The sequence below is a fragment of the Calidithermus chliarophilus DSM 9957 genome, from assembly GCF_000430045.1.
Lineage (GTDB): Bacteria > Deinococcota > Deinococci > Deinococcales > Thermaceae > Calidithermus > Calidithermus chliarophilus.
On record NZ_KE387025.1, the window covers coordinates 46,987 to 65,665 of the forward strand.

The 18,679-nt window shown below is 67.5% G+C and carries 21 protein-coding genes; 16 read left to right on the forward strand and 5 right to left on the reverse strand.

What is annotated here, in order from left to right:
* Positions 1-232: 232 nt before the first annotated feature.
* Together MEICH_RS0115190 and MEICH_RS25300 are read right to left on the reverse strand one after the other, a co-directional pair.
* Positions 233-1,114 carry a TlpA disulfide reductase family protein gene (locus MEICH_RS0115190; RefSeq protein ID WP_027893336.1) on the reverse strand — a complete coding sequence of 294 codons (882 nt, stop codon included), beginning with the start codon at positions 1,112-1,114 and terminating at the stop codon, positions 233-235.
* Positions 1,115-1,124: 10 nt separating this feature from the next.
* Positions 1,125-1,532: a rhodanese-like domain-containing protein gene (locus MEICH_RS25300; protein WP_169730686.1), complete on the reverse strand. Its 408-nt coding sequence runs from the start codon at positions 1,530-1,532 to the stop codon at positions 1,125-1,127.
* Between the two features lie 254 nt (positions 1,533-1,786).
* Between MEICH_RS25300 and MEICH_RS0115200 the strand changes: the two genes are divergently transcribed.
* A complete protein-coding gene (locus tag MEICH_RS0115200) occupies positions 1,787-3,040 on the forward strand; it encodes a hypothetical protein (RefSeq protein ID WP_027893337.1) in 1,254 nt (417 codons plus the stop codon).
* Here the strand turns inward: MEICH_RS0115200 and MEICH_RS0115205 are convergent.
* From MEICH_RS0115205 to MEICH_RS0115215, 3 genes are all read right to left on the reverse strand, one after another.
* Entirely contained in the window at positions 3,037-4,158 is a 1,122-nt protein-coding gene (locus MEICH_RS0115205; RefSeq protein ID WP_027893338.1) for a sensor histidine kinase, read from the reverse strand. The genes MEICH_RS0115200 and MEICH_RS0115205 overlap by 4 nt on opposite strands.
* A gap of 92 nt (positions 4,159-4,250) precedes the next feature.
* Positions 4,251-4,934, reverse strand: a complete 684-nt coding sequence (locus MEICH_RS0115210) for a response regulator transcription factor (RefSeq protein ID WP_027893339.1) — start codon at positions 4,932-4,934, stop codon at positions 4,251-4,253.
* 69 nt (positions 4,935-5,003) lie between these two features.
* The gene (locus tag MEICH_RS0115215; protein ID WP_245587684.1) at positions 5,004-5,186 is read right to left on the reverse strand and encodes an SHOCT domain-containing protein; all 183 of its coding nucleotides are present in this window, start codon (positions 5,184-5,186) and stop codon (positions 5,004-5,006) included.
* 206 nt (positions 5,187-5,392) lie between these two features.
* On the opposite strand from MEICH_RS0115215, the gene MEICH_RS25305 reads away from it, so the two are divergent.
* The 15 genes from MEICH_RS25305 (at position 5,393) to MEICH_RS25325 (ending at position 18,627) form a co-directional block, all read left to right on the forward strand.
* On the forward strand, positions 5,393-7,906 hold the full coding sequence (locus tag MEICH_RS25305) for a heavy metal translocating P-type ATPase (RefSeq protein ID WP_084542367.1): 2,514 nt from the start codon (positions 5,393-5,395) through the stop codon (positions 7,904-7,906).
* 12 nt (positions 7,907-7,918) lie between these two features.
* The gene (locus tag MEICH_RS0115225; RefSeq protein WP_027893340.1) at positions 7,919-8,287 is read left to right on the forward strand and encodes a cupredoxin domain-containing protein; all 369 of its coding nucleotides are present in this window, start codon (positions 7,919-7,921) and stop codon (positions 8,285-8,287) included.
* 226 nt (positions 8,288-8,513) lie between these two features.
* A complete protein-coding gene (gene tnpA, locus MEICH_RS0115230) occupies positions 8,514-8,912 on the forward strand; it encodes an IS200/IS605 family transposase (RefSeq protein ID WP_036219427.1) in 399 nt (132 codons plus the stop codon).
* Positions 8,913-10,115: an RNA-guided endonuclease InsQ/TnpB family protein gene (locus tag MEICH_RS25310; RefSeq protein WP_036219429.1), complete on the forward strand. Its 1,203-nt coding sequence runs from the start codon at positions 8,913-8,915 to the stop codon at positions 10,113-10,115. It abuts the gene before it with no gap.
* A 15-nt stretch (positions 10,116-10,130) separates the two neighbouring features.
* Positions 10,131-10,445, forward strand: coding sequence for a cation transporter (locus MEICH_RS0115240; RefSeq protein WP_157202842.1), 315 nt, complete (start codon positions 10,131-10,133; stop codon positions 10,443-10,445).
* A 17-nt stretch (positions 10,446-10,462) separates the two neighbouring features.
* Positions 10,463-10,651, forward strand: a complete 189-nt coding sequence (locus MEICH_RS28105) for a YHS domain-containing protein (RefSeq protein ID WP_084542382.1) — start codon at positions 10,463-10,465, stop codon at positions 10,649-10,651.
* A gap of 10 nt (positions 10,652-10,661) precedes the next feature.
* Positions 10,662-10,919 (forward strand): metal-sensitive transcriptional regulator, encoded by a 258-nt coding sequence (locus MEICH_RS0115245; RefSeq protein ID WP_169730687.1) that lies wholly within the window; start codon positions 10,662-10,664, stop codon positions 10,917-10,919.
* Positions 10,920-11,345: 426 nt separating this feature from the next.
* Positions 11,346-12,098 carry a DUF305 domain-containing protein gene (locus MEICH_RS25315; protein ID WP_051304248.1) on the forward strand — a complete coding sequence of 251 codons (753 nt, stop codon included), beginning with the start codon at positions 11,346-11,348 and terminating at the stop codon, positions 12,096-12,098.
* 460 nt (positions 12,099-12,558) lie between these two features.
* Positions 12,559-13,491: a YncE family protein gene (locus MEICH_RS0115255; protein ID WP_027893344.1), complete on the forward strand. Its 933-nt coding sequence runs from the start codon at positions 12,559-12,561 to the stop codon at positions 13,489-13,491.
* A gap of 11 nt (positions 13,492-13,502) precedes the next feature.
* Positions 13,503-13,745, forward strand: a complete 243-nt coding sequence (locus tag MEICH_RS0115260; protein ID WP_027893345.1) for a heavy-metal-associated domain-containing protein — start codon at positions 13,503-13,505, stop codon at positions 13,743-13,745.
* Positions 13,742-14,956 carry an HAD hydrolase family protein gene (locus MEICH_RS0115265; protein ID WP_027893346.1) on the forward strand — a complete coding sequence of 405 codons (1,215 nt, stop codon included), beginning with the start codon at positions 13,742-13,744 and terminating at the stop codon, positions 14,954-14,956. The genes MEICH_RS0115260 and MEICH_RS0115265 overlap by 4 nt, the downstream gene beginning before the upstream one ends.
* A 110-nt stretch (positions 14,957-15,066) precedes the next feature.
* Positions 15,067-15,429: a heavy-metal-associated domain-containing protein gene (locus tag MEICH_RS25320; RefSeq protein WP_157202844.1), complete on the forward strand. Its 363-nt coding sequence runs from the start codon at positions 15,067-15,069 to the stop codon at positions 15,427-15,429.
* Between the two features lie 147 nt (positions 15,430-15,576).
* Positions 15,577-16,674 carry an ABC transporter permease gene (locus MEICH_RS0115275; protein ID WP_027893347.1) on the forward strand — a complete coding sequence of 366 codons (1,098 nt, stop codon included), beginning with the start codon at positions 15,577-15,579 and terminating at the stop codon, positions 16,672-16,674.
* A 7-nt stretch (positions 16,675-16,681) separates the two neighbouring features.
* Positions 16,682-17,788 (forward strand): ABC transporter permease, encoded by a 1,107-nt coding sequence (locus tag MEICH_RS0115280; RefSeq protein ID WP_027893348.1) that lies wholly within the window; start codon positions 16,682-16,684, stop codon positions 17,786-17,788.
* On the forward strand, positions 17,785-18,627 hold the full coding sequence (locus MEICH_RS25325; RefSeq protein ID WP_036219435.1) for an ATP-binding cassette domain-containing protein: 843 nt from the start codon (positions 17,785-17,787) through the stop codon (positions 18,625-18,627). The genes MEICH_RS0115280 and MEICH_RS25325 overlap by 4 nt, the downstream gene beginning before the upstream one ends.
* Positions 18,628-18,679 lie beyond the last annotated feature (52 nt).

Genomic DNA, 18,679 nt, shown 5'->3' on the forward strand with positions numbered 1-18,679 from the left:
AATGCCGCCAGTGGGCGGGTTGCTCAGGGCAAGGCCGGCCAGATAGCGCAGGGCGGCCTTGTACAGCCCCCGACCTCGCAGGTGTGGCTGGGTCTGAAAGTCGAACAGCCAGTGGACCGGTCGGGTCTGGGGCTGAGCGGGACCGTCCGTGGGCGGGCGGTAGACCAGGTGGGCGCGCCACCGAACCGGCGAACGCTCAAGCAATAACGTGAACAAGGGAGCCTCCGCGGGTCTAGGGCAAGACGGCCCGTACGTTACTGAGCAAAGCCCCTCGGTTGAGTTCACCGATCAGCCGGCCGCGCAGGGTGCCGTCAGGAGTGATGAACAGGGTAGTGGGTAACCCCACCCCGCCAAAACGGGCATAGAGCGCGGAGGTGCGGTCAAAGCCGCTCTGACCCACAGGGGCATCCCGCCAGATGGGATAGCTCACCCCCACCTGTCGGGTGTAGGCCGCGACCGTCTGGGGGGCTTCGTTCAGATTCACCCCCACAACGACCAGCCCTCTATCTTTGAACTCGGCCTGCACGCTGTCCAGCAGCGGCATCTCGCGGCGGCAAGGGGGACACCAGGTGGCCCAGAAGTTGAGCACCACCGCTTTACCCCTGAGGCTCCAGAGCGTGACCGGCTGGCCCTCGAGGTTCACCAGGCGTATCTCCGGAACCTGGTCGCCGATTTTAACAGCGGCCCCATCCCCCAGCCGCAGCCCCATGCTCCCGTACCCCAGGGCAAACCAGGCACCACCCACCACGAAGCCCATCAGCAGCGGTCGGGCGTAGGCTAAGCGCTCAGACCGTACACGGCGCGACAGGGCCCACAGCCCATAGGCCATCCCCCCCATCACCCCGGCCCAGGGTAGATACCCCGGCTGCCAGACATACAGTGCGGTGATCGGGTTGGCCTGGTAGCCATCCCAGTTGAGCAACACAAACCCCAGCCGCGCCCCCAACAAACCGGCTATGGCCAGGTTACCAGCCGTGTTCGTCACCCAATTGGCATCCAGCCCCGCCCGTCTGGCCACCCGTGCAGCCCACCAGGAAGCCACCAGCAGCCCGGTCAAGAGCACCAGCCGCACCGTGGCGATCAGGAAGGGACCGATCTGTACAGCATCGGGCATGACACACCCGCTAGCGAGGCTTGATTGAAAGGGCAAAACCTGCCGCTTTCCAGGCTTCAAAACCCCCCTTGAGCTCCCTCACGTTGGTATAGCCCAGCCTGACCAGGGCCTGTGCCGACAGCGCACTCATCCGCCCAGACCGGCAATAGACCACGATCTCGGCGTTTTTGTCTTTGGGCAGATTGCCGGCCTTGGCGATGAGGTTGAAGGGGATGAAAAGGTCCGTGCCGGGAATTTCCCCCTCGTAGGGAATGTGGGTGTTGATCAGGACGAAATCCTTGTCCGCGAGCTGGCGCTCAAGCCCCTGTGGGCTTAGCAGACCCCAGCGACCGCCTTGAGTCTGCACGGTTTGAGCCGGAAAGGGATGGGCCAGTGACAAGCCCCCCAGCAACAGCAGCATCCACACTCGCATGAACATGCTTACCTCCGGAGGCACAAAAGGGCACGAAGACAAGGGTAGCGGCGGTGTGTTAAGTTTCCGCAAAGGCCCCCACGGTGAGGTATCCGTACCCCGTAGATCGCCGCCGGCGGTGACGCCGCCGTTCGAAAGCACGTTCTCGAGCGGCCGGTTTACGCCCTCTGGTCGGGGTTGCGTGTCCGGCGACGGAAGGGGACTTGACGATTGGTGCATCTGGGTGCTGCGGCCTGGGTGGCTTCCCTTAGACTCTGTCCATGACCCCGGTTCAAACCCTCATCTCGCGGTGGAAAAACGACCCCGGCGGCACCTACCGCACCTGGTTCTTGTGGGAGGAGCGGCTGAAGAATTTCCGCTCCATCCGACGTGGGTTGCAGCAGGTGGTACAGGAGATCGAGCGGGATACCTTCGGCAACCAGTACAGGGGTTCGAGCCTCGAGACCGTGGTGCACTCCATCGCCGAGCAGCGCCAGATGTTCAAGGGGGCCGACCATGCGTTTTTGTGGAAGCCCAAGCTGCGCATCCCCGACATCTACGAGAACCGCGAAAACCAGCTCGCTTTCGGGCGCTTCCTGGACACCTGTGCCTGCTGCCACACCGAAGCCGAGCTTATCGCGGCCGTACACCGGCTGGATGCGCGGAACATCAAGGGCCTGGGGCCTGCCGTGGCCAACCTGATGTATTTCCTCCACCCCACCCACATGCCACCCTTCAACACCGCGATAGTCAAGGGGTACAACGCGCTGATGGGCGCCAAGGTCAAGTTGGGGCGCTGGGACGAGTATCTGGCCATGCGTTCAGGGATCGTGCGCTTCAACCAGGAGCACCGCGCCCTGCTCTCCAACGACCTCGGAGCGCTGGCCGGGCTGCTGTTCGACATCGGTTCGGGGCGGTACGCCCCACCACCCGCCGATGATCCATCCGCCGTACAGGCTTGGGAAGCCGACCTGGCCCGGGTGCGGGAGGAAGCCAGGGCACAGACCGAGGCCCGGGAGAGTGACCGCACCCATACCGAGTTGCAGGGCTGGCTGCGTGACCTGGGGCTAGCGCTGGGGTTTGCGGTGTGGGTCGCCGCCAACGACCGTAGCCGTGAATACGCCGGAGGCAGGCTGAGCGATGGTTGTGTCGACAGCCTTCCCGCTTCGGTTGCCGGTATGCCCGGGGCCGATGCGGTGCGGTTGATCGACGTGTTGTGGCTCGAGCCGGAGGGGGCGCGGGTGGTCGCGGCATTCGAGGTCGAACACAGCACCTCGATCTACTCCGGCATCGTGCGGATGCTGGATCTGGCCCTGGGTGCGCCCGACCAGGCGGTTCAAGGACTCTACCTGGTGGCCCCCGATGCCCGCGAGAAGGAGGTGCGCGACCAACTCAGCCGCCCCGCTTTCCAGCAGGTGGCCCGGCTGCACGTGCGCTACCTGCCCTACGGCGAACTCGAGCGCCACCGAGAGGCGATCGCACGTTTCGGGACGGGCCTCAAGGCCATCGAGTCGTTGGCCCGCCGCCTCGGCTAACCCGTCCTCGCAGTCCCCTTCGCCGCCGGCAGGCTGAACCAGAACACACTGCCGACGCCGACTTCGCTGTGCAGGCTCATCTGTCCTCCCATGGCCTCCACCAGACCCTTAGCCACGGTCAAACCCACCCCCGTCCCCCCCTCCTTGCGGCTTCTGGCGGGGTCGATCCGGTAAAAGCGCTCGAAGATCCGCTCCTGGTGCTCGGGCGCGATCCCCCTCCCGGTGTCGCGGACGAAGAAGCAGATCCCTTCAGGCTTGAGTGTCGCCCCCAGGATCACCCGGCCGCCCTCCGGCGTGTAGCGCAGGGCGTTGGAGAGCAGGTTGGAGAGCACCTGATGCAGCCGCTCCGGGTCGGCTTGAACCTTGGGCAAGTCGGCGGCGACCTCCAGCTCGAGGGTCAGGCCCTTCTCGCCGAAGGCCGGGGCCAGCCGTTCGCGGGCTTCGTTCAAGATGACCTGCGGCGACAGGGGCTCGGGATGAACCGCTACCGCGCCCGCTTCGACCCGCGAGACCAGAGACAGGTCTTCCACCAGCCGTCCCATCGCCCGAACCTCGCGGGCGATGCTCTGGGCGGCTACCTCAGGCGGCAACACCCCGTCGGCGAGGGCCTCGCTGTAGCCCTGTAGCGCCGCCAGCGGGGTTCGCAGCTCATGGGCCACGCTGCCGATGAGCTCGACCCGGCGCTGCTCGACCTGCTCGAGGGCCTGGGAGAGCCGGTTAAACTGCCGCGCCAGTTCGGACAGCTCGTCCTCCCCCGTTTCCCTGAGGCGTAACTTGTAGTGGCCCCTTGCGATCTCCTGGGCCCCGCGAACCAGCAGATTGACCGTCTGGCTGATACGGCCGACGAACAAGTACGCCAGGAGCGCGGAGAGGGCTAAGGCGATGGGAAAGGCGGCCAACAGGGCCCGGGTCAGGGTGTCGTGCAGGCCGCTCTCGAGGTCGGCCCGCAGGCTAAGACCCATGGGCCCCATGACCTCGATCATGTGCTCGAGATGCCCCCGGTAGAACGCGGGGCTGAGCAGATCGGCCACCACCAGCATCACCGTGGTCGCCACCCCCGCCACCACCAGATTGGCCGCCAGCAGCCGCGCGAAAAGCCCTCTGGGCACGACCCGCATGGATCCCCCTTCCCCCTCCTCAACCGTACACAATGCGCCTGGCTTCGTAGGACACAGCTTCAGCCACTGTGCACCCCTGGCTTGCCAAAGCCTCAGGGTGGCCCCTCAGGGGTCGCTTCCCGGAAGCGATAGCCTACCCCCCGGACGGTTTCGATGTAGCGGGGGCTATCGCTGTCCTCCGCCAGCTTCTTGCGCAAGCCCGCGATGTGCACGTCCACCACCCGGTCCACCCCCGGGAAATCGCTCCCCCAGACCCGCTCCATCAGCCGTTCCCGGCTCCAGACCATGCCAGGATAGTGCGCCAGGGTCAGCAGGAGGTCGTACTCGAGCTTGGACAGCGGCAGGGCCTCGCCCTTCAGGTAGGCGGCGCGCTCGCGCACGCGAATCCTGAGGTCGCCGAAGACCAGCTCGTCCTTGAGCCCGCTGCGCCGCAGCAGGGCCCGCACCCGCGCCACCACCTCGCGCGGGCTGAAGGGCTTGGTCACGTAGTCGTCGGCCCCCAGGTCCAGGCCTTGAACGCGTTCTTGCTCCTCATTGCGCGCGGTGAGCATCAGGATGGGCAGGCTGGGGAATTGCCGCCGGAGGATCTGGGCCACCTCCCAGCCCGAACGCTTGGGCAGCATCAGGTCAAGCACCACCAGGTCGGCTTGCGAGGCTTTATCCAGGGCCTCTTGGCCGTCGCCGGCCTCGAGCAGTCCGTAACCCTCGTGGCTGAGGTAGGCCCGCAGGATCTGCTGGATCGCCGGGTCATCATCCACAATCAACACGTTCGCCATGTCTCGTGCCTCGCAAGCGAGCCGAGGGTCCAGCGGAAGTTCGCTCCAACCCTCGCTCCGGGCGACTCGCTACTCGCTTAGCTCCCGCCGCATTTGCTCATAGGTGTTGCCGTCAATCTCCCCGCGCGCGTACCGCTCGCGCAGGACCGAAAGCGCGCGGTCTTGCGGTTTATCCTTCGGACCGATCAGCCGCACCAAGGCGTAGACCAGCAACCCCAGGACGGCCAGCTCGAGCAAGCCCCAAAGCCACATCCCTGCCCCCATGCCATGTCCCCAGTTCCACGTCATCGCGGCCACCTCTGAGTGCCAGGCTAGCCCCGGCGCGTTAAGCTCCGGTAAAGCCTCGGCTCGCGAAGGTTGGGGGCCCTGCCCCCAGCAAGGCCCGCTCCCGGCCAGGGCTTTTGTCCTATACCCACCCCAGGTGGGGTGGGCTATGATCGCCACAGGAGGTCAACGTCATGGAGGTGACCCGGAACAAGCAACCACCTGGGCCTGGTGCCGCTTCGCTTTGCTTGCCCCTGCCGCAGGTGAAGGACACCGCGCGGGCGCGAGCCCTGTCGCACGCTCTAAGACAGGTCGCGGGCATCGAGGCGGTGCAGGTCAACCTGGCCCGCCAGGAGGCGCACCTCACCTACAACCCCGGCGCCATCAGCGTGGCCGGTGTGGTCGAGGCCGTAGAACGCGCGGGCTACTCGGTGGGCCGGGCCGAGCTCAGGGCCCACATCGCCGGGATGCACTGTGCGAGCTGCGTGGCCCGCATCGAAGACGTCCTGCGGGCCGTGCCCGGGGTACTGGACGCCAGCGTCAACCCGGCCACCGGGGTGGCCACGGTCGAGTACGTTCCAGGCACCGCCGATTTCAGGGCGATCCAGGCCGCGGTGGAATCTGTCGGCTACCAGACCGCCCACCCCCTCGAGCAGCCCCCGGCCCCCGAGGAGGAGGCTGAAGCCCACGCCCGGGAGTACAAGAGCCTGATGGCCAAGTTCTGGTTCGCCGCCGCGGTCTCAGTCCCGACCGTGCTGGTGGCTTACCCCAACGTGAGCTGGCTCTACGCCCCCTACCTCTTCTCCTCGGCGATCTCCGAGGGGGTCGTCTGGCTGTTGTGGGTGCTGTCGGGGCTCGTGACCCTGCCGGTGATGTTCTACTCCGGGCGGCAGTTCTTCACCGGGGCCGCCTCGGCCTTCCGCCACCACGCCGCCGACATGAACACCCTCATCGCCCTGGGCACCGGCGCGGCCTGGCTCTACTCCACGGCGGCGCTGATCTTCCCGAGGCTCTTCCCCGCGGGCACCGCCGAGCCCTTCTACGACGTGACCGCGGTGGTGACGGCGCTGGTGGTGCTGGGGCAGGCCCTGGAGGTGCGGGCCAAGGGACAGACCAGCCAGGCCATCAGGAAGCTGATCGGCCTGCAGGCCAGGACCGCCCGGGTGCTGCGCGAGGGGCGCGAACTGGAGATCCCGGTCGAGGAGGTCGAGGTGGACGACGTCGTGGTGGTGCGCCCCGGCGAGAAGATCCCGGTGGACGGGGTGATTATCGAGGGGCAGTCCGCGCTCGACGAGAGCATGGTCACCGGCGAGAGCCTGCCGGTGGACAAGCAGCCCGGCGACGAGGTGATCGGGGCCACGGTCAACACCACCGGAAGCTTTAAGTTCAGGGCCACCAAGGTGGGCAAGGACACCGCGCTCGCCCAGATCGTCAAGATGGTGCAGGACGCGATGGGCTCCAAGGCCCCCATCGCCCGGCTGGTGGACGTGGTCTCGGGCTACTTCGTCCCTGCGGTGATGATCATCGCCGTCCTGACCTTCCTGGCCTGGCTCAACTTCGGCCCCAGCCCGGCCCTGGCCTACGCGGTGGTGACGGCGGTGACCGTGCTGATCATCGCCTGCCCCTGCGCGGTGGGCATGGCGGTGCCGCTGTCGCTGGTGGCGGGTCTGGGCAAGGCCGCCGAGCACGGGGTGCTCATCCGCAACGGGGAGGCCCTGCAGACCGCCAGCGCCCTCAAGACCGTGGTGCTGGACAAGACCGGCACCATCACCAAGGGCAAGCCCGAGCTCACCGACGCGCTTCCCGCGCCCGGTTTTGACGAGAAGACCCTGATCCACCTGGCTGCCAGCGCGGACCGGCCCTCCGAGCACCCCCTGGCCCAGGCCATCGTCAAGGGGGCCCAGGCCAGGGGGCTGGAACCCCTGGAGCCCGGCGCCTTCAAGGCCGTTCCCGGGCACGGGGTGGAGGCGGCCGTGGATGGAAAGCGCGTGCTGGTGGGCAACCGCAAGCTGATGGAGCGGGAAAAAGTGGACACCTCGAGCCTGGCTGAGGCTGTAGGGCGGCTCCAGGGCGAGGGCAAGACCGCCATGTACGTGGCGGTGGACGGCCAGGCCGCCGGGGTGGTCGCCGTAGCCGACACCCTCAAGGAGGACTCCGTCGAGGCCATCCGGGTGATGCGGCAGATGGGCCTCGAGGTGGTTATGCTCACCGGGGATAACGAGCGCACCGCCCGCTCGATCGCCCGCCAGGTCGGCATCGAGCGGGTGCTGGCCGAGGTGCTGCCGGAAGAGAAGGCCAACCAGGTGCACGCCCTCAAGGCCGAGGGCAAGAAGGTGGGGATGGTGGGCGACGGGATCAACGACGCCCCGGCCCTGGTCGAGGCCGACGTGGGCTTCGCCATCGGCACCGGCACCGACGTGGCCATCGAGGCCGCCGACGTCACCCTGATCGGCGGGAGCCTGAAAGGGGTGGCCTACGCCATCGAAGTCTCCAAGGCCACCATGCAAAACGCCAAGCAGAGCCTCTTCGGGGCCTTCGTCTACAACGTGCTGGGCATCCCGGTCGCCGCCGGCATCCTCTTCCCCTTCTTCGGCATCCTGCTCTCCCCCATCCTGGCCGGAGCGGCCATGGCCATCTCCAGCATCACCGTGGTCTCCAACGCCAACCGCCTGCGCTTTTTCAGGGCCAGGAGCTTTACGCGGGCTTAACAGGAGGGAACTATGTTGACCTTGGTCAATCTCTTAGGGCTGGCGCTCGTCGCCTGGATCGTCTGGTACTTCTGGCTCTACAAGAAGGAGGGGGTGGCCGTGACCGAGGTGGCAGGGGTACAGGAGATCAACATTACCGTCAAAGGCGGCTACGACCCCGACGTGATCGTGGTCAAGAAGGGCAAGCCGGTGCGGCTGCACTTCACCCGGCGGGAGTCGGCCTTGTGCAGCGAGATGGTCATCTTCGACACGCTGGGCCGGTCGGCCAAGCTGCCCGAGGGCGAGACGGTGACGCTGGAGTTCACCCCCCAGCAAGCCGGCGAAATCCCCTTCCAGTGCCAGATGGGGATGCTGCGCGGCAAGGTAGTGGTGACGAGTTAGCGGAGGCGAGGCATGGTTTTACACCCCGAACCCTTCGGACACGTCGAGCGGCTGCACAAGCCGTTCGACCTGCAAGCCCTTCTCAAGGGAAGCAGCGCTTATAAAAACGAGGGGGTGTGGGGGAGCTATAAAACCCAGCGGCTTTAGCCCTGGGATACATGGACTCCCCCACGTGCTCCGAAGGAGCACATAGCATGGTGGGCGGCAGGTGTGCTATACTGTGGTAGTGCCTACGGTCTACAAACACAAAAACACCACCGTCTCGCTGCTGCGCTACCATTTCGTTTCCGTGCCCAAGCGCCGCCGCAAGATTCTGGTAGGGCCGTTGGCCGAGCGGTTGCGGGCCTTGCTGGTGGAGAAGTGTGCTGAGTTGGGCTGGGAAATCATCGCCCTGGAAGTCATGCCCGACCACCTGCACCTGTTCATCTCGGTAGACCCCGACGTGGCCCCCAATCAGGTCGCTCACCGCTTGAAGGGCTACACCTCGCACGTGCTGCGCCGGGAGTTCCCCCACCTCATCCGCCTTCCTGCGCTGTGGACGCGCTCGTACTTCGTGAGCACGGCGGGCATGGTTAGCAGCAAAACCATCGAGCAGTACATCGCCGCCCAAAAAACGAGGGACTGAATGGCTGTCCATCGCAAGGTCTACCGCTTCCGCATGGAACCCACCCAAGCCCAAAGCGACGCTTTGTTGCGGATGGCAGGTGCTCGTCGCTTCGTGTGGAACTGGGGCCTTGCCCGGCGCAAGGAAGCCTACGCCGCTACCGGCAAGGGCCTGACCTACAACCAGCAAGCCGCCGAGTTGACCACCCTGAAGCAGCAGCCGGAGACCGTGTGGCTGAAGGAAGCCGACAGCCAACTCTTGCAGCAAGCCCTCAAAGACCTCGACCGGGCCTACGCCGCCTTCTTCGGCAAGCGGGCTCGCTTCCCCCGGTTCAAGTCGAAGAAGCGCGATGAGCCGCGTTTCCGCATCCCCCAGCGGGTCAGGGTGGAAAGCTCCAAGGTCTACATCCCCAAAATCGGATGGGTCAAAATCCGGCAGAGCCAGCCCGTTGACTGTCCCATCAAGGGGGCCACCTTCAAGCGGGACGCCGAGGGGCACTGGTACGTCACCCTGACCGCCGAGTTCGAGATGCCTGAGGTGCCCTTGCCCCCTGCCAACCCTGAACGGGTAGTAGGGATAGACCTCGGGTTGAAGGACTTCGCGGTGCTTTCGGACGGTACGAGAATCGCCCCGCCCAAGTTCTACCGCAAGGGGCTGAGCAAGCTGCGTAGGGCGCAGCGGGAGCTTTCCCGCAAGCAGAAAGGGGGCAAGAACCGTGATAAGGCCAGGCATCGGCTGAGCAAGGTACACGCCAGGGTGCGTAACCAGCGGCAGGACTGGCTGCACAAGCTGACCACCGGACTCGTCCAGAAGTACGACGGGCTGTGCATCGAAGACCTGAACCTGAAGGGGATGGCGAGAACCAAGCTGTCCACATCGGTGCTGGACGCGGCGTTGGGCGAGTTCCGCAGGCAACTGGAGTACAAAACGGTCTGGCACCGCAAACATCTCGCCGTGATTGACCGCTACTTCCCCAGCAGCAAGCTCTGTCGGGAGTGCGGGACAATCCACACCGCCCTCACCCTCTCGGACAGGGTTTGGACCTGTGGGTGCGGGGCGGTGCACGACCGAGACCTGAACGCGGCGCGAAACATCCGCGCCGAAGGAATCCACAGGATTCCCGTCGCCGTGGGGCACACGGAGACGCAAAACGCTTGGGGAGCCGCCGTAAGACCTACGCATGGTGGGCAGGCGGCAACGAACCAAGAATCCCACGCGCTTTAGCCGTGGGAGTGTCAACTGAGCCTCTTCGGGCTGGGCTGCAGCAACTGCGCCGCCCACGTACACAACGCCCTGCTGAGCCTGGACGGGGTGTGGCTGGCCGAGGTGTTCTTGTGGGAAAGGGCAGCCCTGGTCGCCTTTGACCCCAAGCGGGTCGAGCCGGAGCAACTGGCCGCGGCGGTGGCGGGGGCGGTGAACGACGGCACCCGCTTCTTCCGGGCGGAGGTGAGGGAGACCCGGCCTGCCCGGGAGACCCTGAAGATCATCGGCGGCGAGCCCTGGTGGTGCTGGCCAACCCCCTGCCCGGCCGATTGCCCCGGCGCCTGGAGCTGAGGAGAGGAGTGAAGTTTATGGCACAGGAGGTACGGGACCCGGTCTGTGGGATGATGGTGGACCCCGAGAAAGCTGCAGGGAAGTCGGTGTATCAGGGCCAGACCTACTACTTCTGCGGTATCGGCTGCAAGAAGGCCTTTGATGCGGATCCGGAAAGGTATGTACGAGGCAATGACCACGTCCATCACCACAATCACCCGCACTGAAGGGGCTGCCATGGAAGAACTCCAGCCCCAGCTCCTCAACCGACTCGACAGCGTGCAGGGTCATCTGGCCGGGGTGCGGCGGATGGTGACCAGCGGGGCGTCTCCCTCGGAGCTGATCCAACAGGTGCGGGCCCTGCGCGGGGCCTTGTACCGCGTTGAAGAGCTGCTGGTACGGGAAGGGCTGCGAACCTGCCTGCAGCAAGCCCCCCAGAAGCCCCGGCAGCAGACCCTCGAGTCCTTGATGTCCTTGCTGCACGTAAAAACCTGAAACCCGCGCCGTGCCCTATCCCCACCCTACCGGGCTGTAGGTGAACGGCGGGAACAGCCTCTTAGCCCGCCAACCTCTTCCCTGCTGATCTCGCCTCTGGCGTAGCGCTCCTTAGCCACGCCCAGCGCTCGACCGTTGCCGGGAGCAGATTGACCCACCCTACCCGGTCGCGTCGCTGTAACAGCCGTACCGCCGCCACCCGCAGCAACCAACACGACCATCGCCAAGCAGAGCCCATCATCCTGACCCCCTCCGGTGGGGGGTGGGCTCCTCGGGATTTTCGGCCCAGGTGACCGCTTTTTCGAAGTCGGTATCGGCCATGCTCCAGCAGTACCGCTGTTCAGCACCTGTCAAGGGACAAATACCCCTAGGGGGTTTACAAGGGCTTTACAACAACCCGCTACACTCGGCCTCGAGGTGATAGGAATGAAACGACAGCTAGCCCTCTTCGCGGTCAGCGCCCTGGCCAGCTTCTCGCTGGCACAGACCGACCCACACCACCCTGAGACGGCTCCTGCGACGCAAAACACCACCCAATCGCAGGCGCTTCCGATGCCCGGCGGGGCGGCTCAGATGCCGATGGCCCAGATGATGCAAATGATGCAGATGATGCAGGGCATGATGGGCTCGGGGCTGATGATGCTCGAGGGAGCCCCCTTCGAGCAAGCGTTCCTCTCGATGATGGTCCCCCACCACCGCGCGGCGGTGACGATGGCCCGCGACGTGCTGGGCAAGACCCAGGACGCGCAGATCCGCGGCTGGGCCAACGCCATCATCCGCGACCAGGAGCGCGAGATCACCCAGATGAAGGCGCTGCTGGTCGCCCTGGGGGGCACCAACCTGGCCGCTCAGCGCGCGATGACCCAGGGCATGGGCGGCATGATGCCGGACCAAGGGGCGGGCGGGATGATGCAGGGGATGACGCAGGCCCCCGCCCCGGGCGGCATGATGCAAAACCCCGCCACGGGCAACGCGACGCAGGCCCCGCAGGCCCCCGTCAGCCCGGAGCGGGCCTTCCTACAGGGGATGATCCCCCACCACGTGCAGGCCATCGAGATGGCCACGCTCGCCCTGCAAAAGGCCCGGAACCCGGCCATCGTCAAGCTGGCCAGCGACATCATCCGCACACAGGCTCAGGAAGTCTACGAGATGCGGCTCAAGCTCGCCAACCTGCGTTAATCCCGGGCATCACACCGGGATGCCGGTGTTCGGCGGCACCCGCTGCCGGGTCGAACGGGTTACGAGCCCCGCGAGGCCGGAGGTGTAAGGCTACCTCCGGCCTCAGCGGCCTTGATGAGGCCGCCCCAGGCGCTTCGGGGAGGCTCCAGCCATCGGCCTGGCCCAGCCTCCGGCATGACGCACGGCCTGGGTTCCAGACCGGCGACCTGGCTGAATTAATCCTCTTCGGGATAAATGTCCCTGCCCACCCCAGGTGGGGTGGGCTATCCTCTTCACATACGGGAGACCATTTGAAGACCGCGGCGGGATAGACGACCGGCTGCCGCCACCCCAATTTCCGCCTCCCGGCACGAGCAGCCCGATTGGCTTACGGCTCGTTGCGAGCCAGTTAGGAGAACCCCTGATGAAAACTCAAGCAGCTCCTCGCACACGACCGCGAAGGGTCCTGTTCACCCTGGCAATGGCGTTGCTTCTGGGCCGCAGCCTCGCAGCGCCGCTGCTCTACGTGGAAAACAGCCTCGGTCGCAGCGTGTTGGTCCTGGACGCCGAGCGTGGCCAATTGGTCGCCACCATCCCCCTGCCGAGTTCGCCCCGCGGGCTGGCCCTGTGTCCCGGCCAAGGCCGGCTGTACGTGGCTGGGGGTGACGCGGGCATAGTCAGCGTGATCGGGACTGCCAGCAACGAGGTCCTGCACACGGTGAAGGTGGGCGCGGCTGCCTGGGGACTGGCGCTGAGCCCGGACTGCTCGAGGCTCTACATCGCCGGGGGCAGGAGCGACAGCCTCATCGTGCTGGATACCGCCAGCTTCCGCGCTGAGGCCGTCGCCGTGGGGCGAAACCCCCAGGGCGTGGCCCTCGGCCCGGAGGGGCGCTGGCTGGCGAGCCTGAACTACGCCAGCAAGGACCTCAGCGTGCTCGACGCACAGAGCCTTCGCCTCGAGCAGACCGTAGCGACGAGGAGCGGCCCCCATAGCTGGTCGCTCTCGCCCGACGGGCGCTGGCTGGCGGTGGGGGCGTTGGACTCCCGCGAGGTGCTGCTGATCGACGCCCAGACCCTGCGGGTGGTTTCCACCTACGTCAGCGAGGCTGCCCCGGAAGGGCTGGCCTTCCGCACGGACACCGAGCTCTGGATCAGTTCGCTGGCGTCGGACTACGTCGAGGTGCTGCACCTGACGCTGCAAGCCGGGCAACAGGTGCTCATGCCCAGGCGCTACACCACCCGCATCAAGACCGGACAGGGTCCGTTCAGCATCGCCTTCAGCCGTGACGGACGCTGGGCCTACGTGAGCAACATGCGCGAGGGCAGCGTGGTCAAGATCGACGCCCGCAGCCGCCGGGTGGTGGCGTGCTTCGCGGTGGGCGGTGAGCCTCACCGGCTGGTGCTTTTGGAGTAAAGGAGGGGTCTATGCCCGAGCGAGAGCTGAGCTTTAACGTGTACGGCCTGGGCTGCGGCGGAGCCGGCGCGACGACGCTCGAGCGCGCCCTGGCCAGGCTGACCGGGATGAAGCGGGTCTACGTCAACCCCCTGACCGAGCGGGCCTACCTCGAGTACGACCCCGCGCTGACCTCCCTGGAGTCCATCCGGCAGGCGGTGGAAGGGCTCGGCTACGAGGCCGGTCTGCCCGGGGTGTCCGGAGCGCGGCCATGAGCGCGGGCGTCCTGGGCCTCGAGCCCCTGCTATCGTACGCGTACGCCCCACGGCTGGGGATTTACCGCCGGTTCTTGCACGTCGAGCGTGAGGCGATGACCCTTCCCGAGGGTTCGGTACGGGAGGAATTGCTCCGGACCCTGAGGCGGGCCAAAGCCGAGCTGGATCTGCCCGGCCTGGGCCTGGGGCAGGGCTTGCTGGAGGAATTGCTCTCGCGCTGCGACCCTTCTGGCCTGGCGCTGGCCTGTGCGTGGGCTTCGCGCGGGCAGAAACCCTTTAACCTGATCGCCACCGACTTCGACGAGACCCTGCGCTTCCGCCGCGAGACCGAGGCCGAGGTCCCCCCCGAGACGGTGGGCATCCTGCGAGCCCTGCTGGACCGGTTTCCTCAGCTGGTGCTGGTGGCCAACACCGCGCGCAGCCTCGAGCACGCTCGAGGCCTGCTGGTGCAGCTTCTGGGGGCTGGGCGAGCCAACACCAGCCGGGTCATGGTGATCTACGAGGGGGGTGCTGGAATCTTCATCCCCGGCCGGGGGCGCCATAGCCGCATCCCGCTCTACCGCGAACTGCCCCAGGCGGTGCTAGGGGTGCTTGCCCAGGTGCGCGCCCGGCTCCCGGCGGCCTGCCTCGTGGGCATGGACTGCCCCTGCTGGGACTATAGCCTCCAGGCCGACGAGTTCAACTTGAGCCTCAAGCCCAACTACCCTGCGGGCTCGCCCGAGGCAGTGCGGATCGCCCACCGGCTGGTCGAGGTGCTGCTCGACACCCTGGGCGAGGTGGTGGCCCAAGCCGAGGGCCTGCCGCTGCCGGAGGCACGGCGGGCCGCCCGGAAACAGCTCCTGGGTGAGGCCCCCGGCGACCCGCCCCCGCCTCACGTGCCCCTGCTCGTGGCCCTGCGGCTGCTGCACTATCCCGGGGACGCCGCCGTGCTCACCGCGCAGGGACTGGACAAGGGCAAGGGGCTGGAACGCGGGATCGAGGCCCTGGGCCTGAAGGAGCCCTCGGTCTTGGCCCTGGGCGACGGGGGTCAGGATCTGCCCATGTTCGAGGCCGTGGCCCGCCACCGCTGGGGCCTCCCGGCCTGCCCCGAGGGAGCCCACCCGGAGGTGGTGTCCTGGGTCCGGGCGCAGGGGGGAATCCTCTACCCCCCTGGCCGGGCCGACCGGGTCCTACAGGCGGCTTATGCGCTGGGCCTGTGCGGTCAGGCTTAGGTGGGGTCAGGGACATCCGTCCATACCCACCCCACCCGGGGTGGGATAAGATTCGCATAAGAACTACCGAATTGCGTTGCGGATTGAGCCAGAGCCGGAGGAGGCCCCAGGTGAACGAGCACGAGAACTGCCAGGTGGAATCGGAAGCGCTGGAAAAGCCCTTCGATCCTGGACGACTGGACCAGGCCGCGGTGGCCTATCTGGCCGTCGGCGGGATGGGTTGTCCGCGCTGCGCCACGCGGGTGAGGAACGGGTTGTTGGCCCTGGGGGGAACCCTACTGGCCGAGGTCTTCCTGCAGGAAGGGCTGGCGGCGGTGGCCTTCGACCCCGAACGGGCTGGGCCGGAGGACCTGGTGGGCGCGGTGGCCGGGTCCGGCCACGACGGTCGCCACCGCTACCGCGCCCAGGTGCTGGCCCTGCGTCCGGCGGCGGAGGCCTTGGTCCTGGAGCGCGGCTCCTGGACCTGGCGCTGAGGTCGTGAGGTCTACCGGCCGGTGCCTCTGGGTGAATACGGCGACAAAGGCGGCGGCTCGAGCCCCAGGGCGTCCGTCCGTATCCCGTGGGATAGGGCAGTTCGGACACCGCCGACCGTGCTGGAGGCCGCAGTGAGGAGGACGGGGATGTACGTGGCGCTGCACAACCTGCTGCACGACCGCTTGCGCTTCGCGCTCAACGTGCTGGGGGTGGCGCTGGCGGTGATGCTGGTGCTGTTTTTGCTGGGGCTCGAGCAGGGATTGCGGCTCCAGGTCACGGCCTACCTGCGCCAGGCCCCGGGCTCCATCGCGGTGACCCAGGCCGGGGTGGACAGCTTCGGCGGGGGCAGTTCGCTGCTGCCCCCCGGTCTGGAGGAGGACCTGCGCCAGGTGCCGGGGGTGGCTAAGGTGGTCCCGGTGCTGACCCAGACCGCCATCTTCGACCTGCACGACAAGAAGATCTTCGCCTTCCTGATCGGCTACGACCCTGCCCTGGGAGGCGGCCCCTGGCGCATCGGCGAGGGGCGGGAGCCCCGGGAAAGGGGCGAGGTGGTCTTCGACCGGGTGCTGGCCCGGCTGCACGGCGTCAGGGTGGGGGACACGGTCGAGGTGCAGGGGCAGAAGTTCCCCGTGGTAGGCCTCTCCGAGGGGACCGCCTCCTGGATGACCGCCCTGGTCTTCGTGCGCAAGGCCGACCTCGAGTCCTACCTGCTCACCCCGGGCCTCTCCAGCCTCGCGCTGGTCACGCCCGCGCCGGGGGTCGCGCCGGAGGCCCTGCGGGCCCGGCTGAAAGGGCTGCCGGGGGTCGAGGTCTGGCTCAAGTCGGAGCTGATCGAGAGCGACCTCAGGCTCTACCAGGCCTTCTTCAAACCGGTGCGGCTGATGTCGCTGATCGCCTTCCTGGTGGGGACGCTGGTGGTGGGCCTGGTGATCTACAGCGCCACCGTCGAACGGCAGCGCGAGTACGGGGTGCTGAAGGCCCTGGGGGCCCGCAACGCCCGGCTCTACGGGCTGGTGCTGGCCCAGGCCCTCGCCGTCGCGGCCCTGGGATCGCTCTCGGGGATCTTGCTGGGCTTCGCCGCCGCCCGGCTGGTGCTGGCCCTGCGCCCCCAGATCCTGGTGGCGCTCGAGCCTGGGGTGGTGGGGCTGACCCTGCTGACCGGCCTGTTCATGGCCCTGCTGGCGGCCTGGCTCCCGGCCCGCCTCGTCGCCGGGCTGGCCCCGGCAGAAGTCTTCAGGAGGTGAGAGCGAGATGGGCTACCTGGCCTGGCGCAACCTGACCCAGAGCAAGACCCGCTTCCTCCTCTCGGTGGGCGGGGTGGCCCTGGCCCTCGCGCTGGTCCTGGTGCTGGACGCGATCCTGGCCGGGTTCGAGGGCCCCCTGGCCGCCCCCATCGAGCGCTCCGGCGCGGACGTGTGGGTCTCGCAGAAGGGGGTGCGCAACCTGCACATGGTGCTCTCCACCCTGCCGGAGGGGGTGGTGGAGGAGGTGGCCGGGGTGCCCGGCGTGGCCTCGGTGACCCCCATGCTCTACACCACCCAGATGCTCAGGGGGCCCAGGGGAAGCCGCTCGAGCTACGTCTTCGGCCTGCCCGCCGATGCCCAGGCCGGCAAGCCCGCGGGGGCCTGGCCGCCGGGGGCGGGGGAAGTGATCCTCGATAGCGGCCTGGGCCAGGTGTTGGGCCTCGAGGCCGGCGACACCGCGCGGGTTTTCGGCCGCAACTTCAGGGTGGCCGGGTTCGCCACCGGGCTCTCCAACCCCCTCAACGGGGTCAGCTTCTTGCGGCTGGAGGACTTCGCCCGCCTGCGCCGCAGCCGTGACACGGTGAGCTTCGTGCTGGTGCGGGTGGGGCCGGGGCGCTCGGCGGAAGAGGTGGCCCGGCGCATCGAGGAGGAGGTGGAGGGGGTCTCGGCCCTGTCCCGTGCGGCCTTTGCCCGGCGGGAGCGGGCCGTGGTCCGGGACATGGGGGCCGACGCCATCAACATCATGAACCTGGCCGGCCTCCTGATCGGCCTGGCGGTGATGGCCCTGGTGATGTACACCGCGACGCTCTCGAGGCGCGCCGAGTACGGCGTCTTGAAGGCCCTGGGGGCCAGCAGCGGCCACCTGTACCGCGTCGTCCTGGCCCAGGCCCTCTACAGCGTGGGCCTGGGGCTGGGCCTGGCGGTGGCTTTAACGCTCGTTTTGCCCCTGGTCCTGTCCGCCCTGGGCCTGAACCTGCCCCTGCAACTCACCTGGGCCTCGCTCCTGAAAGCGGGGGGAATGGCCCTGGTGGTCGCGGGGGCAGCCTCGGCCCTGCCCATGCGGCAAATCGCCGGGCTGGACCCGGCCCGGGTCTATCGTGGAGGTGCGAGATGAGGACGGAAAGGGCAGCCACCCTACGGGTACAGAACCTGAGCAAGCGCTACGGTTCGGGCGAGACCGCGGTCCAGGCCGTGAAGGGGGTGAGCCTCGAGGTCTCCCCCGGCGAGATCGTGCTGATCATGGGGCCTTCCGGCTCCGGCAAGACCACGCTGCTCTCCATGCTGGGGGCGCTCCTGAGGCCGACCGAAGGGCGCATCGAGCTCGACGGCCTGGTGTTGAGCGAACTCTCCGAGGGCCGTCTGCCCGACATCCGCCTGCGGCACTTCGGCTTCGTCTTCCAGGACTTCAACCTGCTCTCGGCCCTGAGCGCGCTGGACAACGTGGCCATCGTGGCCGAGCTGGCCGGCCTGGGACGAAAGGCGGCGCGGGCCAGAGCCAGGGCGCTGCTGGAGGAGCTGGGCCTGGGGGCGCGGCTGCACTTCCTGCCCGAGCAGCTCTCCGGCGGGGAGAAGCAGCGGGTGGCCATCGCCCGGGCTCTGGTCAACGAGCCCGCGCTGCTCCTGGCCGACGAGCCCACCGCCAACCTGGACTCCCACCACGGCCACGAGACCATGCGCCTGCTGCGGCGCATCGCCAAGGAGCAGGGCAAGAGCGTGCTGATCGTCTCGCACGACGCCCGCATCCAGGACATTGCCGACCGGGTGCTGTGGCTGGAGGACGGGGAGTTCAAGGAGATGCGCAGCCTGGCCACCGACCCGGTCTGCGGGATGACGGTGGAGCGGGAGAAGGCGGTTTCCGCCCAGTGGGAGGGGAAGAGCTACTACTTCTGCTGCCGGGGTTGCCGCGAGGAGTTCCTGGCCGGACCTCAGCGCTTCGGGAAGGCCACGACCTGAAAACAGGGGGGAGGCGTGACCCGGGACGTGGCACCGAAAACCCTAGGGCCTG

Bases quoted from the DNA above. Each gene is read 5' to 3' on its own strand.
- MEICH_RS0115190 (WP_027893336.1), bottom strand. From the start codon at position 1,114: ATGCCCGATGCTGTACAGATCGGTCCCTTCCTGATCGCCACGGTGCGG.
- MEICH_RS25300 (WP_169730686.1), bottom strand. From the start codon at position 1,532: ATGTTCATGCGAGTGTGGATGCTGCTGTTGCTGGGGGGCTTGTCACTG.
- MEICH_RS0115200 (WP_027893337.1), top strand. From the start codon at position 1,787: ATGACCCCGGTTCAAACCCTCATCTCGCGGTGGAAAAACGACCCCGGC.
- MEICH_RS0115205 (WP_027893338.1), bottom strand. From the start codon at position 4,158: ATGCGGGTCGTGCCCAGAGGGCTTTTCGCGCGGCTGCTGGCGGCCAAT.
- MEICH_RS0115210 (WP_027893339.1), bottom strand. From the start codon at position 4,934: ATGGCGAACGTGTTGATTGTGGATGATGACCCGGCGATCCAGCAGATC.
- MEICH_RS0115215 (WP_245587684.1), bottom strand. From the start codon at position 5,186: ATGTGGCTTTGGGGCTTGCTCGAGCTGGCCGTCCTGGGGTTGCTGGTC.
- MEICH_RS25305 (WP_084542367.1), top strand. From the start codon at position 5,393: ATGGAGGTGACCCGGAACAAGCAACCACCTGGGCCTGGTGCCGCTTCG.
- MEICH_RS0115225 (WP_027893340.1), top strand. From the start codon at position 7,919: ATGTTGACCTTGGTCAATCTCTTAGGGCTGGCGCTCGTCGCCTGGATC.
- MEICH_RS25310 (WP_036219429.1), top strand. From the start codon at position 8,913: ATGGCTGTCCATCGCAAGGTCTACCGCTTCCGCATGGAACCCACCCAA.
- MEICH_RS28105 (WP_084542382.1), top strand. From the start codon at position 10,463: ATGGCACAGGAGGTACGGGACCCGGTCTGTGGGATGATGGTGGACCCC.
- MEICH_RS0115245 (WP_169730687.1), top strand. From the start codon at position 10,662: ATGGAAGAACTCCAGCCCCAGCTCCTCAACCGACTCGACAGCGTGCAG.
- MEICH_RS25315 (WP_051304248.1), top strand. From the start codon at position 11,346: ATGAAACGACAGCTAGCCCTCTTCGCGGTCAGCGCCCTGGCCAGCTTC.
- MEICH_RS0115255 (WP_027893344.1), top strand. From the start codon at position 12,559: ATGGCGTTGCTTCTGGGCCGCAGCCTCGCAGCGCCGCTGCTCTACGTG.
- MEICH_RS0115260 (WP_027893345.1), top strand. From the start codon at position 13,503: ATGCCCGAGCGAGAGCTGAGCTTTAACGTGTACGGCCTGGGCTGCGGC.
- MEICH_RS0115265 (WP_027893346.1), top strand. From the start codon at position 13,742: ATGAGCGCGGGCGTCCTGGGCCTCGAGCCCCTGCTATCGTACGCGTAC.
- MEICH_RS0115275 (WP_027893347.1), top strand. From the start codon at position 15,577: ATGTACGTGGCGCTGCACAACCTGCTGCACGACCGCTTGCGCTTCGCG.
- MEICH_RS0115280 (WP_027893348.1), top strand. From the start codon at position 16,682: ATGGGCTACCTGGCCTGGCGCAACCTGACCCAGAGCAAGACCCGCTTC.
- MEICH_RS25325 (WP_036219435.1), top strand. From the start codon at position 17,785: ATGAGGACGGAAAGGGCAGCCACCCTACGGGTACAGAACCTGAGCAAG.